The organism is Vibrio sinus, from assembly GCF_023634645.1.
GTDB classification, from domain to species: Bacteria; Pseudomonadota; Gammaproteobacteria; order Enterobacterales; family Vibrionaceae; genus Vibrio; species Vibrio sinus.
In genome coordinates, this window is record NZ_JAMKMR010000012.1 from 102,991 (window position 1) to 119,700 (window position 16,710).

Consider the following 16,710-nt stretch of genomic DNA (forward strand, 5'->3'; position numbering starts at 1 on the left):
TAGATAGATATATCAATTTGGTATAGCAGCAAGACCATTTTTGTCGCGCTAAGACTCGCATCTTGAAGTGATTTAGGTATGTAACTAAGCTGTAGAGAAACCAGTCCATTCACAAGCTTGGTAAGGAAATACACCGTTGCTGGGGAGTAATTATTGAACTTCAATAGCTTATTGGTAAGGAGCAGAGCGAATGTTTAACAAAGATGATGATACGGCGAGTGGTGAATACGCGATGTCTCTTGTGTCTTCTTCGAGCGAAATCGCGTTTTATGTCGCTGCTGCCAATAATGAAACTTTGCGCTGCCGCACCAAATACATCGGCGTCCACTCTCAAAACCTGTTACTACTTGAATCTCCGCCAATTTCTCCTGATAAGTTTTCCCAGTTCATTAAAAAAGGCCATCGCGTGAAAGCGTGTGCACTGTCGCAACGCGGAGAAGGTGCCAAAATCTACTTTAAAAGTGCCATTGAACATATTATGCCTTTGGGGAAAAAGAGCATTTTATTTATATCGTTGCCTAAAGAGGCTCATATTAAATACGGAATTCGCGCTGAAGCACGGCTTGAGATAGCGTTAAATGGGGTAGTGAACCCAGAAAGTAATAGTAGCCAGTGTGAAATTAGAGACTTCTCAGGGCGAGGTTGCCAAATGTTTATTGCTCTCGACCAAGAGGAATATCAAAAAGAAGACCCAGTCGAACTCCAAATCCAAGACGATAGCCACACAGAGGACAGCATTCGTCTACAAGGTGTCATTAAAAATAAAAAACGCTCGAACCAATATTGGAAATATGGTGTGATGATTAGTGAAGAGTCTAACGAAGCGGCTCAAGACATGCTAGAGCGCCTATCGTTTGATCAAGCACTGCATCACTTCTTGCTTTGACTGTGAATATTGGGATATTGATCTCACTATCGATATGTAACAAGTTGATCTAAACCCTACCTTTCTGTCCTATGTTATCCAATGTAAAAGAGTCAGTATAAGCATGGTGAATATATTGAATTTATTTGAAAATTAACAGTATGTATATTTTTTAAGTATTCTCAGATTCAATACTGAAATAGCGTTTTGACTCCTATTGCAAAGTGTGAAATTGGACTTTTGCCCTTAGTGGTAATTATTCAATGTCGTGAGTTGTTCTATTATTGAAAATACTAATAATAAAATGGAATATTAACGTCATGAATGGCTGCCAAAAATGGATTTCTGGTATTACTGTTCTTTTCTTCTCTTCACCTAGCATGGCAAACGACAATATTGCCCAAGTTGTAAGTAACTTAGATGTTCTTTGGGTGCTTGTTGCAACAGGACTTGTGTTCTTTATGCAAGCAGGCTTTACCATGCTTGAGTCAGGGATGATACGCGCAAAGAATAGCTACAACGTTGCCGTTAAAAACATCAGTGATTTTACCGCTGCGGTTTTATCGTTTTGGTTTGTTGGCTTTGCTCTTATGTTTGGCAGCAGCGCTGGTGGATGGCTGGGTAGCGTATTCAATTCTGGAATACAACTGTCAGAGCCTATGGATTACGCTTTCTTTATATTCCAGGCCACATTTGTGGGTACGGCGGCAACGATCGTAGCGGGAGCTGTAGCTGAACGAATGAAGTTCAATGCGTACCTGATTATCTCTGTGGTGATCAGTACCGTTATTTATCCAATAAGTGGGCACTGGATATGGGGCAGTGCTTTACTAGGTGGAGATCCTGGCTGGCTTGAAGCAAAAGGCTTCATGGACTTTGCTGGCTCAACGGTCGTGCACTCTGTGGGGGGATGGGTTGCGTTAGCCGGAGTCATTGTATTAGGTGCGAGAAAGGGCCGATTTGATGAGAATGGTGAGCCTCAGGATATTCCGGGTCATAATTTACTCGTGGCCACGCTCGGCGTATTCATATTGTGGTTCGGCTGGTTTGGATTTAACGGTGGAAGTACGTTAACCGCAGATGGTTCCATCGCGAAAATTATTGTTAACACGGTATTAAGTGGCTGCGCTGGTGGATTAACCGCACTGTTTATTTCAGGCGTATTTAACCAAGGCTTGATTCGAGTGGAGCACGCGTTAAACGGTATTTTAGCGGGGCTAGTGGCGATAACCGCTGGGTGCGCTTTTGTTGAGCCAAATAGCGCTATTCTCATTGGTATTATAGGTGCGGCGATTGTTTATTCTGCCGAAGTAATTTTACTGCGCAACTTTAAACTGGATGACCCGGTCGGCGCGATTGCGGTCCATGGCGTTGGTGGCATTTGGGGTACGATTGCGATTGCATTTTTTGCCGCCGAATCGAGCTTGGCGGCAGGCAGTCGTATCGACCAATTTTTCGTCCAATTGACCGGAGTCGTGAGCGTGTTTATCTGGGCATTTGGTATGGGGTTGTTGAGTTTTTACATTTTGCGTCTTTTCCACGACTTACGTGTATCGGACGAAGAAGAAGATCAAGGCCTTAATGTTGTTGAACATGGTGCGAAAACCGTATGGCTAGACACCATGAGAACCATGCAAAAAATCGTGTCTACTGGGGATTTACGCTCAAGAGCTGAAGTGGAGTTGGCGACGGAGGCCGGAGAAACAGCAATTTCGTTTAACCACTTGCTCGATCGCTTTCATCACAGCATCTCGCTGATGTCTAAGTCCTGTAGCGCTCTCCAAAATGATACACAACAGCTTGATCAAGTAGTGAACACCACCAAGAAGCAAACCAGCCAACAAACGGACTCAGTAAGAGATATTTCAGGACTGGTAACTAGAATACTCGACTCGGCAAAGTCTATCAGTGAAAGCTCTGCAGAGAACTCGTCAAAAGCAAGCAGCGCTTCAGAAAAAGTGAACAGCAGCGTGGGACAAATTAAGAGATTATCGCACTCGATAGAGCGGTTATCCGAAGATTTAGATACGGCTTCACAGCGGGCGTTACAGGTATCGGAGAAAACCAACAGCATTAATGAAATATTAGTCCTAGTACAGCAGATAGCGGAGCAGACAAACTTATTGGCTCTCAACGCTGCAATTGAATCCGCCCGGGCAGGAGAATTAGGCAGGGGGTTTGCTGTGGTGGCCGATGAGGTCAGAAATTTGGCCCAACGTACTCAAGATGCGACATCCAATATCCAAGGACAAATAGAGCAGCTGCAAAGTTTGGCTGGTGAATCGTCGAAAGAATTGCTTTCCTACTCCAAGCAGATGACGGAGAGCTGTGAAGATTCTCGTGGTGCAATGGAGTCTTTATACTCTATGATTGATGCCATAGATAGCATCACCGAGCTAAATAAAGAAGTGGAAAGTGCCAGTCGAAACCAGAGTACTCTTTCCAACCAAGCCAATGAAATTCTCGAAAGTATTCAGAACAACGTAGAAGAAAATGTGCGTTCAACCGAGCAGTTGGGGAGCGTGTCTGAGTCGCTGAAATTAGATTTTGATCGTTTTAGCAGTAACGTATCGAAATACCGAATTTAGATGTCATCTTTAACATCGCTTCCCCCGTTAGCCGGGGGAAGGTGAAGGCAAAGCATGCCCGGACCATATCTTGAAGTTTGGATATGCTAGCGAGGTTATTTAGTGGCCACTGCGTCTTCAGAGAACGTCTTAACATAGTGCTGTGTGTCGGCGTTGGGTAGCCTAAAACGCATAGCAAGCATCATGATGGCAGCGCAGAAAATACCAATGATGACAAAGTCCCAACCGAACGGCAGCAGGTGGTGGCCTGTGCCGAAATTGCCCACGTAAGAAAGCACAGTTAAGCCGATAAAATATGGCCACATCCACGTCGACTCTTTCCAATCTATTTTGAATGAACGGCCGCGCTCACTAAAACAGTGGTAACCGAAAAAGACAACCAAACCAATGGCTAACGCAATGCTGATTTTTGATACGGTTTCCCAGCCGCTCCAGTACGACATCAAGGTCGCGATGTAAAACGCAAGCCAAGACCAGACTGGGGTGAACGGCAGCTTAAATGGGCGCTCTATATCTGGCATTTGTCTGCGTAGTGCAAGCAGCGCGATAGGGGCGATGGCATAAGTTAATGACATGAGCGATGATAAAAACCCAACCATTTTATCCCAACCCGGTAGGGGCGCGAACATCAGCATGCCGACAACAAAGTTCACCAAAATCGCAATCATTGGGTTCCCTTGTGCGGTAATACGCTGCAATGCCAAGGGCAGGTAGCCATTTTTACTCATACCGAAAAGCGAACGGCTTGAGCTGCTGCAATACATCAACCCTGATGCAAGTGGCCCGGCGAGCGCACCAATATATAGTAGGGGCAACAACGCAACGAGGTGGTCTTGTTGCAAAATGGAAGCTAATGGGCTCATAGCGCCACTCAGATCCAGATGATGCCAGCCGTTGGCTAAGTTCTGCTCGTTCATTGAGCCGAGAAATGCAGCTTGTAAGAGTAGAAAAACCACAAGGCAAATGACGATGGAGCCAATAATCGCAAACGGCAACGCTTTGGCTGGGTTTTTGGCTTCGCCTGCCAGCTCTGCGGCTTGCTTAAAGCCTGTAAAAGCAAACACAATTCCACCCGTCGTAATAGCGGCAAAGACACCGTGCATACCATAAGGGGCAAAGCCTCCCGCTTCTTTATGGACGAAATGAGCTGGTTGGTGGAAATAGGCCAACACCACGAGGGATAAGATAATAGGGATAAGAAGCTTGAGATAGGTTAATGCGCTGTTGGCTCGAATTAACCATTGTAGCGAATACGTATTGATGGCGCTGACTGCAAGCATTAACCCCGTAGCCACAATATACCCCTCAGAAGTTAATGCCCCTTGTGAGTGAGTTAGGTTGGGAAAGTAAAAAGCGATGTATTGGACAACCGCTTGAACCTCTGTTGGCGTGAGGGCCATGTAGGAGAGCCAAATTATCCACGAGAAAACAAAGCTAACGAGCGTTCCGTGACTAAGTAGGGGGATTCGTGTGCTGGAACCTGTGACAGGGAAAGCGGTGCATAACTCTGCGAAGACAAAAGCAATCACGACAGAAGTGATACCACCGATGACCCAAGCTAATATGGCGGCAGGGCCTGCCAATTGGGAGGTAAAGTACGCGCTAAACAACCAGCCAGAGCCCAAAATGGCACTGACTGAAGAAAAGAGTAAAGCTATGGGGGAGATACTACGTTTTATTCTCACACTAGGACCTACTGAGCTTAATAAATTTATTAAAATAAATATTTATAATGTAAGGGAAATTTAAATCTCACTGGGATTGATGCTTATAAAGAAAAATGGCTAGAAAATTCATCATTCCTATAAATAACTATCCTATTTTTTAATATAAAATACCCATATTTAGTTATTGGATTGTGTAAAAGCGCTTGGATGATACACGCTAACTTTTTACGTATCTAGTATGGTATGTTCCTTAATTAATGGTATTAATGCAGGACAATATGCTATTTAAAAATAATAAGATGGTATACTTTAGTATTATTGTTAAAATTGTTAGATGTATATCACAAAGAATTGCGCCAACTATAGATATACCATCTAGAGAAAATAATTTTGATATACTCAAGTTACTTCGAGGTGTATTAAAGAGAAAGCTCCGTAGAAGAAGCTTTCGGTGGTGTGGGGCATTTTTACGACCGGTCGGCGAGGAATTCCGATACCTTTTGCAGGCCAGTTTTGAGCACATCGGTATTGTTTGCGTATCCAATTCTTACATATCCTTCGATATCCAGTGCACTTCCTGGTGTAAACATCACGCCTTTTTCTTCGAGTAGCTTGATACATAAATCCTTGGACGGGATATCGAGATCGTATTTGAGCAAAGCCGTTGTACCTGATTGAGGCTTAGTGTAGGAGATTAAGGGTTCCTGATTTACCCAATTATCAAGTATCGCTCGGTTTGTTTTACAGATTTCTCGGTTACGTTTTAATAGCGGTTCTTTGCATTCTAGGGCAATGCTTGCGAAGTGATCGTCTAGCATACCGACGCTGATGGTGTTGTAGTCCCGATGAATGGTGATCTTCTCTATCAATTGAGTTGGCGCTGCGATCCAACCTAAGCGTAACCCCGCCAAAGAAAAAGTTTTGGACATGCTGCTGGTCGCAATGCCTTTTTCATATATATCTGCAATAGATGCGGTAAAGCCATCTCCGTGGACGTCAGTGCCTCTATACACCTCGTCACAAAGGATATAAGCGTCGCATGAGCGTGCGACTTCCACTATTTTTTGCAAATATGCTTCATCCATCAATGAGCCTGTTGGATTATTTGGGTTGTTGAGCGCGATGAGCTTGGTGTTGTGCTTTATCAGCCCTTTCAACTCATTTATGTCAGGTAGGAACGCATTCTCTTCTCTCAGCGGTAATATTTGCACATCTGCGCCAAAACTTTCAGGAATGGAGTAGTGCTGCTGATAGGTGGGCAAGACAGAAATGACGTGATCGCCAGGCTCAACAAGTGTTGCGTACACTAAGGCATTACCACCAATAGCCCCATGAGTAACGAGAATGTTATGGATACCTTGGCTATGGTAGAGCTGGCAGATGTTACCTCTTAACCGTTGTGAGCCTTCAATCGCCCCATAGGTGAGTTTCATTGGTAGCAATTCATCTAAAATTGTTTGTCGCTTTCCTGACATATCTAATAGTTGCTCGACGGTGAGCGACTCTACGCAGGTTTCTGCGAGGTTATACTGACAAGTATTTTCATACTCGTTCATCCAGATTTCTACACCAAACTTTTCAATTTTCATTGGTTATTTCCTTTAACATCTATTGAGAGCCTAACAAGGACCATATCACTCGCGCGGATTAGCGTGGTCAAGCGTATGATTGTTAAAACAACGAAATCGTTAACGAAATTCCTGGCTTCATCATACAATAACTTATACTGTTTTATATATTCTATACTATATTGTTTTGTGGACTGTTTTGTTCCACATATGTTCACACTTTCTTTTATAGTGCCTTTCTTAACTGTATGGTTTTTATATATTAGCCTCCCGCACATGGAGGTAGCATGAATCAACTAGTCAAACCTAACCAATCACTATTTACTAACTTTTGTAGGCTGCTTGGATTAAGTAGCGTCGGGATTTTTGTTTTTTTTTGTCCCAATATCGATTAATAACAATCAAAGTATCCCGTTAGATCATCTAGTAAGTTGGTTTAGACAAGGGTTGGGAGAAGGCGCTTCATGGTACGCATTATTCATGATTCTCGCTGGCGCGGTGTATCCAATTGTCACGGGGAATTGGCGAAATAGCCGAACAGAAAAAGTATTTCTTCTCTTAAAATGGTTCGGTGTTGTTGCTGCAGTTCTCGCTATAACAAAATCTGGCCCTGCGTTTTTACAATCACCTGATATGCTTCCATTTTTATTTGAAAAACTCGTGATACCGGTTGGCTTAATTGTCCCAATTGGATCTGTGTTTCTTGTATTTCTAGTGAGTTATGGGCTTTTGGAGATCGTAGGGGTTCTTCTACAAAGGGTAATGCGCCCCATCTGGCGGACACCTGGGCGATCAGCAATAGATGCAGTAGCTTCATTTGTTGGCAGTTACTCTATTGGCCTACTCATTACAAATCGCGTATACCTTACCGGCTACTACTCACCTCGAGAAGCGGCCATCATTGCAACTGGTTTTTCAACGGTATCAGCAACCTTTATGCTAATAGTGGCTAAAACGCTCAACCTGATGGAGTTTTGGAATATTTACTTTTGGGTCACGCTTTGCATTACTTTCATTGTAACAGCCATTACTGCACGTCTACCTCCTCTTTGCAATATCACTAACGAGACAGCATACGTCGAAGAAAAAATTGAGAGTGGTAACCGAATAAAAACGGCCCTATGTAAAGGCGTTGAAGCTGCTGGGAAAGCGCCTTCGGTGAGAGGGAACATACTCGACAGTCTCAAGGATGGTTTAATTATGACGATTAGCATCTTACCGACAATCATGTCAGTTGGGATCATTGGACTACTTGCAGCGAAGTTCACCCCCATCTTCGACTGGATTGGTTATTTATTCTACCCAATAACTCGTGTTTGGGGCTTAGAGCACAGTATGGAATTAGCGCGTGCCAGTGCAGCAGGTTTAGCTGAAATGTTTTTGCCAGCTTTATTGATGAAAGATACAGACATCGTTGCCAGGTTTTCTACTGGGGTTGTTTGCGTATCGTCTATTCTGTTTTTCTCTGCATCAATACCTTGTATTTTATCAACGAAAATACCTTTAAAGGTAAGCCAACTTGTACTCGTTTGGTTTATCCGGACGTTCTTGAGCCTAGCACTTGCAATACCAATAGCAATATTACTTTTTAAATAACGGAATAGTTTCGAATAACCGCTTATGCCCAAGCCACATCGCTTTGAATCTTTGCTGAAACGAATTACTATGCTTTGTCATATGTGGGGTAGGTGCTCTACCTGCCGGGTCAGCGATTAAGCGAGATGTAAAGCGAGGCAAGTTGAAATGGGTGTTGGAAAAGTCGCATTTGTCGGTTTGGGCGTCATGGGTTACCCAATGGCTGGTTTTCTGCAAAAGTCAGGTTACCCAACGACAGTATTCAATCGAACGATTGAAAAAGCTAAGCGCTGGTCAGAAGAATATAACGGTCAGTACCGAGCGACTCCGAAGCAAGCTGCTGAAGGGTGTGATGTCGTATTTGTTTGTGTGGGCAACGACGATGACGTGCGCAGTGTCGTTTATGGTGACGATGGTGTTTTAGCAGGGCTAAGGCAAGGAGCTGTATTGGTCGATCATACTACGACATCGGCTGAATTAGCCCTAGAGCTTGCGCAAGAATGCGAAAAACTTGGCGTAAAGTTTATTGATGCGCCAGTCTCTGGTGGGCAAGCGGGCGCGGAAAACGGCGTTCTCACTGTCATGTGCGGTGGCGCTCAAGCAGTTTTTGATCGCGTGAAACCCGTTATTGACTCGTACGCAAAACAAATCTCATTGCTTGGCGAGAATGGTCAAGGTCAGCGTTGTAAGATGGTGAATCAAATCTGCATCGCTGGTGTGTTGCAAGGTTTAAGTGAAGCGCTTCTTCTTGCACAAAAATCCAATTTGGACATCAACAAAGTTGTCGAAACACTAAAACATGGCGCGGCAGGCTCATGGCAAATGGAGAACAGAGCTTCCACTATGGCACAAGATAAGTTTGATTTTGGTTTTGCCATTGATTGGATGCGCAAAGATTTGGGCTTTTGTTTGTCAGAAGCGGAGAAAATCGGCTTGGAGTTACCGCTTACTAAGAACGTCGATAAACAATACGCCCAACTTCAAGAAAAAGGGTTAGGGCGTATGGATACATCGGTGTTAATTAAAGCGGTTGAAAATAATCAGTAAAAAATGAAGAGCTCTGAGGTATCAAAGAGTTTAAAAAAGTAGAAGTTTTTCATTGCCTGCTCCCTAGCTTTATTCGTTTTATAGTTATACCCATATCTGTGATATGGGTATAACTAACTTTAGGATAGAAAATGAAGGCCTTCCATATTTAATACAGAAAAGGTTTTATACAGAAAAGCTGAGCATGGAAAAGTTAGTCGAGCGATTTCTTAAATCTGGCCGAGGAAACTACTAAGCCTAAAATCATAAAGCACACCATCCACAATGTATCTTTCCAAAGCCCAGCAAGATCCGCACCTCTTAACACAATTCCCCGTATCATTCGCATAAAATGAGTCGCGGGTAAGGCTTCAGCAATCCATTGTGCCGCCACGGGCATTCCCTCGTAAGGAAACATAAAACCCGACAGCAATATCGAAGGCAGCAAGATAAAAAACGTCATCTGCATGGCTTGAAGCTGCGTATTTGCCGCGGTGGAAATCATGAGGCCCAACGTTAGACTTGCACCAATAAACAATAGGGTAGCCAAGAAAATTTGTGACAGCGCGCCGTTGATTGGCACGTTAAAGATGAGATGCCCAAGTGCAAGAATGATGGTCGCTTGAATCAAGCCCACGCCAATATAGGGAATGATTTTAGCAACCATAAGCTCAAATGAACTCACAGGAGTCGTGATTAACAGCTCAAGGTTGCCGTGCTCTCTTTCTCTTACAATTGCTGTGCTGGTGAACAAAACCATAGTCATGGTTAAAATGATGCCCAAAAGCCCAGGGACAGTATTGACGGCTGAACGACTACTCGGATTGTAAAATAAGGTCATTTCAAAAGTATTAGTTTGCGAAGAACGTATCTGTATAGCCGTATCTCCAACAGGCATATTTTGTAATGCCATGATGGCGCTACTTAAGACTGTATCGCTGCCATCAATGATCCATTGACCTAACACTCGGCCTTGTACCGCTCTTTGGGTGAGATCTCTAGGCAAGATCAAGGCTGCACGCACCACACCATCTTGAATTGCCCGCTCGGCTTGCTTAGGGGTGGCGTAGTACTTAATAAAATTGACAACTTGTGTCGCTCTTATCGATTCAACCAGATTTCTGCCTGCTGCGTTTTGACTTTGATCGACGACAGCAACCGGGATATTTCTTACGTTGGTGTTGATGGCGTAGCCAAACAGGAGCAGTTGGATAAGAGGTATCATTACAACCATGGCGAACGTAATGTTATCTCGTGAGAGCTGCCTCAATTCTTTTATAAAGACGGCTTTAATTCGGTTTATTGAATTCATTGTCTTCCCGTCCCAGTGACTGATACAAAAACATCTTCTAGGCTTGGACGTGCCAAGTCCATCTCGGCTTGAACAAGCTCAGTGAATGTAGACCTAAGCCAAGCAATGGGATCAGGTACACTGCGACTGATGAGCACTCGCAATCGAATGCCAAGTTGGGCGGCAGATCGGACTTCAGGCAGCTTAAGTAAAGCCTCTTTGAGAGCCCTTAGACCTCCAGCATTAATCTCTACAATGTTAACACCCATGTCATCCATCAGAGATAATGGCTCGCCATCAGCTCTGATCAGTCCCGCTTCCATAATGGCGAGGCGGTGGCAACGTTCGGCTTCGTCCATATAATGCGTGGTCACCAATATGGTGGTGCCTTGATCGGATAAATCAAACAGCTGTTCCCAAAATTCACGCCTGTTTTCTGGGTCCACGGCAGAAGTTGGTTCATCGAGAAACAACAGTTCGGGGTTATGCATCGTCGCAGCAGCGAGAGAAAGGCGTTGCTTCTGGCCACCACTCATGCCTGACACGCGTTGTTTTCGGCGTTGGTCCAGCCCATAAGTTTTTAGTTGTTCGTTGACACGATTGGCAAGTGGTTTTCTGCCCATGCCAAAAATCTGTCCAATAAACTGCAAGTTCTCTTCAACGCTTAGATCTTGATAAAGCGAGAATTTTTGAGTCATATAGCCTATTTTTAGGCGTAATAGTTCAGATTGCCGCGGGATGTCTAATCCTAGAACATCAACCGAACCTTCAGTTGGGGTAAGTAGGCCAGTGAGAACTCGAATCGTGGTGGATTTTCCACACCCATTTGGTCCAAGAAACCCATAGATGCTCCCTTTGGGCACATTGAGCGTGATGCCTTCAATCGCCGTAAAATCACCAAAACGTTTCACTACATTTTGAGCTTGAATCGCGTAGTCGTTCATTGGCCATCCTTAACTAAATCAACTTGAGCTGGTATACCAGATGGAAGGTTGGCTGCCGCATCTCCCAAGTCAATTTTGGCTTTATACATTAGACGTGAGCGATCTTGCTCTGTCAGTGCGTAATAGGGAGTAAAGGAAGGATCAGTGGCAACCCAGCGCACCGTACCTTGGAATGTTTGCTCAACGCCATCGACGTGAACCGTAACCTTTTTGCCCGGAGTGAATTGGGTACGGTAAGTTTCCGGCACATACACCTGAGCGTAAGGAATACGGTTGGCTTGAACGACCGCAACTATGCCGTCAACAGGGACTCGCTCGCCGAGGTTATAGGGCAGGCTATCTAGGATGCCATTTCGTGTAGAAACCACAGTGAGTTCATCGAGTTTTTGTTTTTCTAAAGACACATCAGCGATGGCGGCATCAAGCTCGGCTTTCGCCTGAGCGACGTCTTCAGGTCTGGAGCCTGCCGTAAGCTTCTCGAATTCTTCATAGGCCGAGCGATAGTTTGCTCTAGCAGAGTCTCTATTGGCGACGGCAGAGTCCAGATCCGATTGGCTAATCAAGCGCTTTTTTCTAAGCTCATACGTTCTTTTGTAGCTTTTTTCTGCCTCGGTGAGTTGTGCATCGGCCAATGACACGCTGGCCTGAGCGGAGGCAATATCTTGTGGTCGTTCCCCATTGGTAAGTTTCAACAGATAAGCTCGAGCTTTGGCTTCTTGAGCAATGGACTGAGCGAGTATGGCTTGCTGGTTCTTTGTATCGAGCTGGACGAGCACTTCGCCTACTTTAACTGGGCTTCCTTCTTGTACAGGCAATTTTCGAATAATTTCGTTTGAAGTGGCCGTAAAAGTGATTCGGTCCCGCTCTAATGTGCCTAATGCTTGAGGCTTGCTGCTCGGTGAGCAGCCAGTGAGCTGAAACAATACCGCAAACATAACTAAGTAATTTTTCACAATCGCTCCTAATACGGAAAGTTTAGTGAATGGGAAATAAATCGTGTGTCTGGCAACCACTGGCACCTGTAGAAAGGTGATGTCAACCTCGCTTAAGCACTTATAGATAGAATGAGATACAGATCGCGAGTGTCGTGGTTAACGTTTGGTTAACTATAGTGTAAAAAACAACGGAGGAAGGAAACCGAGTTAATTCGGCAAATTTCAAATTTTGCAGAATTAAATGGCTATTTTGTGATTGATACTGTTATGCATCACGACTCTTATTGGTTGCTTTGGTAGCTATGAAGCATTCCAAATCTATTAGGTTAGAGTTCTCTGTCATATTTACTTTAGGATTTAAATATTAATGCGTGATATGTTTTTGTATTTTTATACGGTTTTGGTTACCACATCTATAGGTGTATTTTATTTTAATAGAATACCAATAATACAAATCGGCTTCAGATAAATCGTGCTCAAGAAGTATCTGAAGCCTAGATCATTAGAACTTAAATATTAGGTGTTAATATAATATTGACTAGATTATTGTGGAATATACATGATGTCGATGGGTTCAGAGCGTACGGTATTTTTAACTTGATCGTAGTCTGTGCGGCCGTTCTCCATATAGATTAAAGACCAAGCGCTCACCATGGAGCCGTCTCCAAAGGTACAGATATCTGAAGCACCTAAGTTGTTGGTAAAGCCACCTGAAACAACGTTATAAGTAATTGAAGAACCACCTAAATTATGACAAACATTCATTGACGGGTTGGTGTAATTTCCATCCCATAACGCAGAGGAGTCATCAATAGCTCCAAGCTTTTGAATGTAAGTTGCTGCCATATTGGGTTTTTCAGAAGCGTAGGCATCCAAGCCAACAGCGATAAATCCATTATCTTTGGCGAAGGTGCAGAATTGTTTTTCAAATCCATTTACATCATTTCCGTATTTCGCAACCATAGTTTCTACCTTACCACCATGATCGATACAATAAGCAGCTTCAGAAGAGTTATTTACTTCTGCCATGGTTGCGCCTGAGAAAATAATAGCCGAGAGAATACCAACTTTGTATACAAGTTTCATTTTAATCATCCTTAAATATATAAAATTACAATCTATGTAATGCGTGAGCATTATTAAGCTAGCACGAGTGAATCTTTTATCAATACAAAAATTTAACAATAAAAATACAATTGATTAATAAATGCAGAATACAAGCGAATTAATGATAGTTTTGATAGTATCAACTTTGTTAATTTTGATGTTCCTCCCGACATTTTCGGTTAAAAATTCATAATTGAAATCTAAATATTCAAATTGGATCTTGGTCTTTGTTCTTTTGCTTAGTGAGGTTGTTTGCAAGATCTATGCATTGTGTTGTGATTATTTCTATCAATTATGGTTATTGTGTAAAAATATTTTGTTTTTAATCCTGATGATAAAATGGTTTATTGTTTTGTTATTTTTGGATTTTTAACGATATTGTAAAGCGTGAAAGTAATATTTATTTGTTGATATAACGTAACGATTGGTATATGTTTCGTATATTATTTATATACGAAGTAAAATTATGGGTATTGTAAAGATTTCAGATGAGCTGCACGAAGAGATACGCAAAGCAAGTTCCATTATGTCTCGCTCAATAAATTCTCAGGCAGAGTTTTGGATTAAAATTGGTATGTTGTCAGAGTTACACCCACAGATGACGTTCAATGAAATTGTCGCACAGCTATTACAGTCAGCTGAGGTATCGATTGAAAATATCTCCCACATTGCGGGGTACGGCAATGAGTAAGCCAGTACATATAAAAAATGACAGTGAAATTGCGTTTATGCGCGAGTCAGGTCGATTACTCGCGAGCGTTTTTAAAATGCTGGATGAGTACGTCACTCCCGGGATATCGACCATGGATATCAACAATCAAGTTGATGACTTTATTGTGAATCAACTTAATTCACGACCTGCATCTAAAGGTCAATATGGCTACCAGTTCGTACTTAATTCATCCATAAATGATGTGGTATGCCATGGAGTGCCCAAAGAGGGGCAACTCCTCTCTCGCAAGGATATTGTCAATCTCGATATTACCCTAGAAAAAAATGGATTTATTGCCGACTCCAGTAAAATGTATGTTATGCCTGAAGCATCACCGATTGCTAAAAAGCTCGTTGATGTGACGTATCAAGCAATGTGGCTAGGCATTCGTCAAGTCAAGCCAGGCGCAAAATTGGGTGATATAGGGTATGCCATTCAATCTTATGCAGAAAAACATGGCTACAGTGTCGTTCGAGAATATTGTGGACACGGAATAGGTCGAGAGATGCATGAAGAACCACAAGTATTACACTTTGGTTTACCCAATCAGGGGCTGACTCTAGAAAAGGGCATGACTTTTACCATTGAACCCATGATCAATCAGGGGACAGCGAAGACAAAAACCAAGAAAGATGGTTGGACAGTCGTCACTCGTGATAAGAAGCTTTCTGCCCAATCTGAACATACCATTTTGGTGACCGATACAGGCTATGAAGTGTTGACACTTCGTGATGAAGAGAAAGCAAATGGTCTGCTTTAACAGGTTGGACCTATGATGCAGGTCTCTCCCGGTGGTAAATTACCAGACAAACTAGCTGGGCACTATGAATAACATTATGCCAATAACCTATAACTAGATTTTGGTATTTTCCCTTATAAGTTAAGGTGTTAACCATTCTTTAACCTTATTATCAATAAGATTGATGACATTCTGTCGAGGCTGTTTTTATCCCAGTTCTCTGCTCTCTCAGAGAGTTGCTAAGTAACGAGTACAAGAGTGTATAAATCAATTTTATGAACAATCAGATCACATTTTATTTTTGCGGTACTAGCCGTGTTTCGACTCTAAGCAAGAACAAAGGTAATTTAGACACCTGCTCTGGCTATATTTACGATGAAATAAACAATCTAAAAAAGAAGGGTGGGAAAGAATATTCACTAAAGTTAGGTGATGTGCATTTATTGGATGGATGTAATATATCAAATATTGCTAAACACAAGTCCATGAATATGGCAACTGGCGGTACAGCTCATGGTACTGGGGCGAGGGCAAATTCAGCGCTCTCCCACATTAAGAATTATTTTCGTAATCCTGCCAATGCAGGTAAGGTTCTAAAAATCAATGCAATAGGGCATTCAAGAGGATGTATTTCTGCTTTAAAACTTGTCGAATATATTGCGAAAGATAAAACCGGTTTAGCAAATAGAGTGTCTATTGTATTAGATCTGAAAGATCCTGTACCAGGGAACCTGAATGCCACAAATAATTTTGGAACAGCTGCGGCAAAGCGCTTAGCCGATATGTCCAGCTATGGATTTGTAGACAAAGCTCATCTTACGTTTACAGATCAGAATGGTCGTTCTAAAGCAAACTCTACGGGCTTTCAACCTCTAATGCCTAAGTTTTCTGATAATACGAGAGTAACTGTTGACTCTATTATCGGTAATCATGGCGCGCTTGCTCAAGTTTACAAGGAGTACCCTGGAGCATACGAACTAGTAAACACTAACTCTCTAGAGCTTATCCTCGAACATGCTCAGGTCGAAGATGAGAAATTTTTCGGGGTTCTTCGAAAAACTCAGCTTATGGCTTACAACTATATGCTAGCAAAGAAGCTGCGCAATCAACTGTCGAATGTGACTGATCGGTGGTTTCATTATGGTGGAAAAATTTGTTCGACTGGCTACCAAGATCCATCAAGCTTGAACACTCGGCATAGAGCACTTCAATGGGAAGAAGGTGCACGCATTAACAATTTCGTTGCACTCGACGTGAGTGCTCCAGATTACTACTCTGACTTTGATGCTTTATGCATTCGTGCGGAAGGCTACGAATGGGTGGAATTTATTATTGATGAGGTAGTTGGATTGCCAGAAAGAGCATATTCGCGGAGGTTGAAAGACCTTTTCCGTGATACAAGCTATTTTCCTAAAATCGGCAGCCCGGATGACATGTTGACGTCTGAATCTGCTCAAAATATTCTGGCAGCCAAAACAATGCAATACTTGTTGAATCCACATTTTAAAAAAAGCGACTTAAAAAGGTATGTTGATAACTTGAAGAATGGAGGCAGGCAATTGAGCATTCGTCGTTGCGATAAACGAATGCAGGCAGTGGGAGGGAGAGACAAGCGTTTCGCTGAGAATGTCAATCGTTATAAAAATCAACGCTTGAGAAAAAATGCTTTAGTATCTTAGTTTCACAACTTGAA

General features: G+C 42.8%; 13 protein-coding genes. 7 read left to right on the plus strand and 6 right to left on the minus strand.

Annotated elements, in window-relative coordinates:
• The first annotated feature begins 190 nt into the window (after positions 1-190).
• Together M9194_RS13665 and amt are read left to right on the plus strand one after the other, a co-directional pair.
• Positions 191-886 (plus strand): PilZ domain-containing protein, encoded by a 696-nt coding sequence (locus M9194_RS13665; RefSeq protein ID WP_250613232.1) that lies wholly within the window; start codon positions 191-193, stop codon positions 884-886.
• Positions 887-1,185: 299 nt separating this feature from the next.
• On the plus strand, positions 1,186-3,453 hold the full coding sequence (gene amt, locus M9194_RS13670; protein ID WP_250613233.1) for an ammonium transporter: 2,268 nt from the start codon (positions 1,186-1,188) through the stop codon (positions 3,451-3,453).
• A 95-nt stretch (positions 3,454-3,548) separates the two neighbouring features.
• On the opposite strand, the gene M9194_RS13675 is transcribed toward amt, so the two are convergent.
• A complete protein-coding gene (locus M9194_RS13675; protein ID WP_250613234.1) occupies positions 3,549-5,138 on the minus strand; it encodes an APC family permease in 1,590 nt (529 codons plus the stop codon).
• Positions 5,139-5,587: 449 nt separating this feature from the next.
• The gene (locus M9194_RS13680; RefSeq protein ID WP_250613235.1) at positions 5,588-6,709 is read right to left on the minus strand and encodes an aminotransferase; all 1,122 of its coding nucleotides are present in this window, start codon (positions 6,707-6,709) and stop codon (positions 5,588-5,590) included.
• Between the two features lie 345 nt (positions 6,710-7,054).
• Between M9194_RS13680 and M9194_RS13685 the strand changes: the two genes are divergently transcribed.
• Both M9194_RS13685 and M9194_RS13690 read left to right on the plus strand, forming a co-directional pair.
• Positions 7,055-8,284: a YjiH family protein gene (locus tag M9194_RS13685; protein WP_250613236.1), complete on the plus strand. Its 1,230-nt coding sequence runs from the start codon at positions 7,055-7,057 to the stop codon at positions 8,282-8,284.
• A 147-nt stretch (positions 8,285-8,431) separates the two neighbouring features.
• A complete protein-coding gene (locus M9194_RS13690; RefSeq protein ID WP_250613237.1) occupies positions 8,432-9,310 on the plus strand; it encodes an NAD(P)-dependent oxidoreductase in 879 nt (292 codons plus the stop codon).
• A 193-nt stretch (positions 9,311-9,503) separates the two neighbouring features.
• On the opposite strand, the gene M9194_RS13695 is transcribed toward M9194_RS13690, so the two are convergent.
• From M9194_RS13695 to M9194_RS13710, 4 genes are all read right to left on the minus strand, one after another.
• Entirely contained in the window at positions 9,504-10,601 is a 1,098-nt protein-coding gene (locus tag M9194_RS13695) for an ABC transporter permease (protein WP_250613238.1), read from the minus strand.
• Complete coding sequence (locus M9194_RS13700) at positions 10,598-11,524, minus strand: ABC transporter ATP-binding protein (protein WP_250613239.1); 927 nt, start codon at positions 11,522-11,524, stop codon at positions 10,598-10,600. The genes M9194_RS13695 and M9194_RS13700 overlap by 4 nt, the downstream gene beginning before the upstream one ends.
• The gene (locus M9194_RS13705; protein WP_250613280.1) at positions 11,521-12,459 is read right to left on the minus strand and encodes an HlyD family secretion protein; all 939 of its coding nucleotides are present in this window, start codon (positions 12,457-12,459) and stop codon (positions 11,521-11,523) included. Before M9194_RS13705 ends, M9194_RS13700 begins: the two co-directional genes overlap by 4 nt.
• Positions 12,460-13,002: 543 nt before the next feature.
• Positions 13,003-13,545, minus strand: a complete 543-nt coding sequence (locus tag M9194_RS13710; protein WP_250613240.1) for a hypothetical protein — start codon at positions 13,543-13,545, stop codon at positions 13,003-13,005.
• A gap of 487 nt (positions 13,546-14,032) precedes the next feature.
• Between M9194_RS13710 and M9194_RS13715 the strand changes: the two genes are divergently transcribed.
• From M9194_RS13715 to M9194_RS13725, 3 genes are all read left to right on the plus strand, one after another.
• Positions 14,033-14,257: a ParD-like family protein gene (locus M9194_RS13715; RefSeq protein ID WP_250613241.1), complete on the plus strand. Its 225-nt coding sequence runs from the start codon at positions 14,033-14,035 to the stop codon at positions 14,255-14,257.
• Positions 14,250-15,038: a type I methionyl aminopeptidase gene (gene map / locus M9194_RS13720; RefSeq protein WP_250613242.1), complete on the plus strand. Its 789-nt coding sequence runs from the start codon at positions 14,250-14,252 to the stop codon at positions 15,036-15,038. The genes M9194_RS13715 and map overlap by 8 nt, the downstream gene beginning before the upstream one ends.
• Positions 15,039-15,292: 254 nt before the next feature.
• Positions 15,293-16,696, plus strand: coding sequence for a hypothetical protein (locus tag M9194_RS13725; RefSeq protein WP_250613243.1), 1,404 nt, complete (start codon positions 15,293-15,295; stop codon positions 16,694-16,696).
• Positions 16,697-16,710: the final 14 nt, after the last annotated feature.

What these genes read in the sequence shown, in the direction of transcription:
- M9194_RS13665 (WP_250613232.1), top strand. Translation starts at nt 191, where the DNA reads ATGTTTAACAAAGATGATGATACGGCGAGTGGTGAATACGCGATGTCT.
- amt (WP_250613233.1), top strand. Translation starts at nt 1,186, where the DNA reads ATGAATGGCTGCCAAAAATGGATTTCTGGTATTACTGTTCTTTTCTTC.
- M9194_RS13680 (WP_250613235.1), bottom strand. Translation starts at nt 6,709, where the DNA reads ATGAAAATTGAAAAGTTTGGTGTAGAAATCTGGATGAACGAGTATGAA.
- M9194_RS13690 (WP_250613237.1), top strand. Translation starts at nt 8,432, where the DNA reads ATGGGTGTTGGAAAAGTCGCATTTGTCGGTTTGGGCGTCATGGGTTAC.
- M9194_RS13695 (WP_250613238.1), bottom strand. Translation starts at nt 10,601, where the DNA reads ATGAATTCAATAAACCGAATTAAAGCCGTCTTTATAAAAGAATTGAGG.
- M9194_RS13700 (WP_250613239.1), bottom strand. Translation starts at nt 11,524, where the DNA reads ATGAACGACTACGCGATTCAAGCTCAAAATGTAGTGAAACGTTTTGGT.
- M9194_RS13705 (WP_250613280.1), bottom strand. Translation starts at nt 12,459, where the DNA reads ATGTTTGCGGTATTGTTTCAGCTCACTGGCTGCTCACCGAGCAGCAAG.
- M9194_RS13710 (WP_250613240.1), bottom strand. Translation starts at nt 13,545, where the DNA reads ATGAAACTTGTATACAAAGTTGGTATTCTCTCGGCTATTATTTTCTCA.
- M9194_RS13715 (WP_250613241.1), top strand. Translation starts at nt 14,033, where the DNA reads ATGGGTATTGTAAAGATTTCAGATGAGCTGCACGAAGAGATACGCAAA.
- map (WP_250613242.1), top strand. Translation starts at nt 14,250, where the DNA reads ATGAGTAAGCCAGTACATATAAAAAATGACAGTGAAATTGCGTTTATG.
- M9194_RS13725 (WP_250613243.1), top strand. Translation starts at nt 15,293, where the DNA reads ATGAACAATCAGATCACATTTTATTTTTGCGGTACTAGCCGTGTTTCG.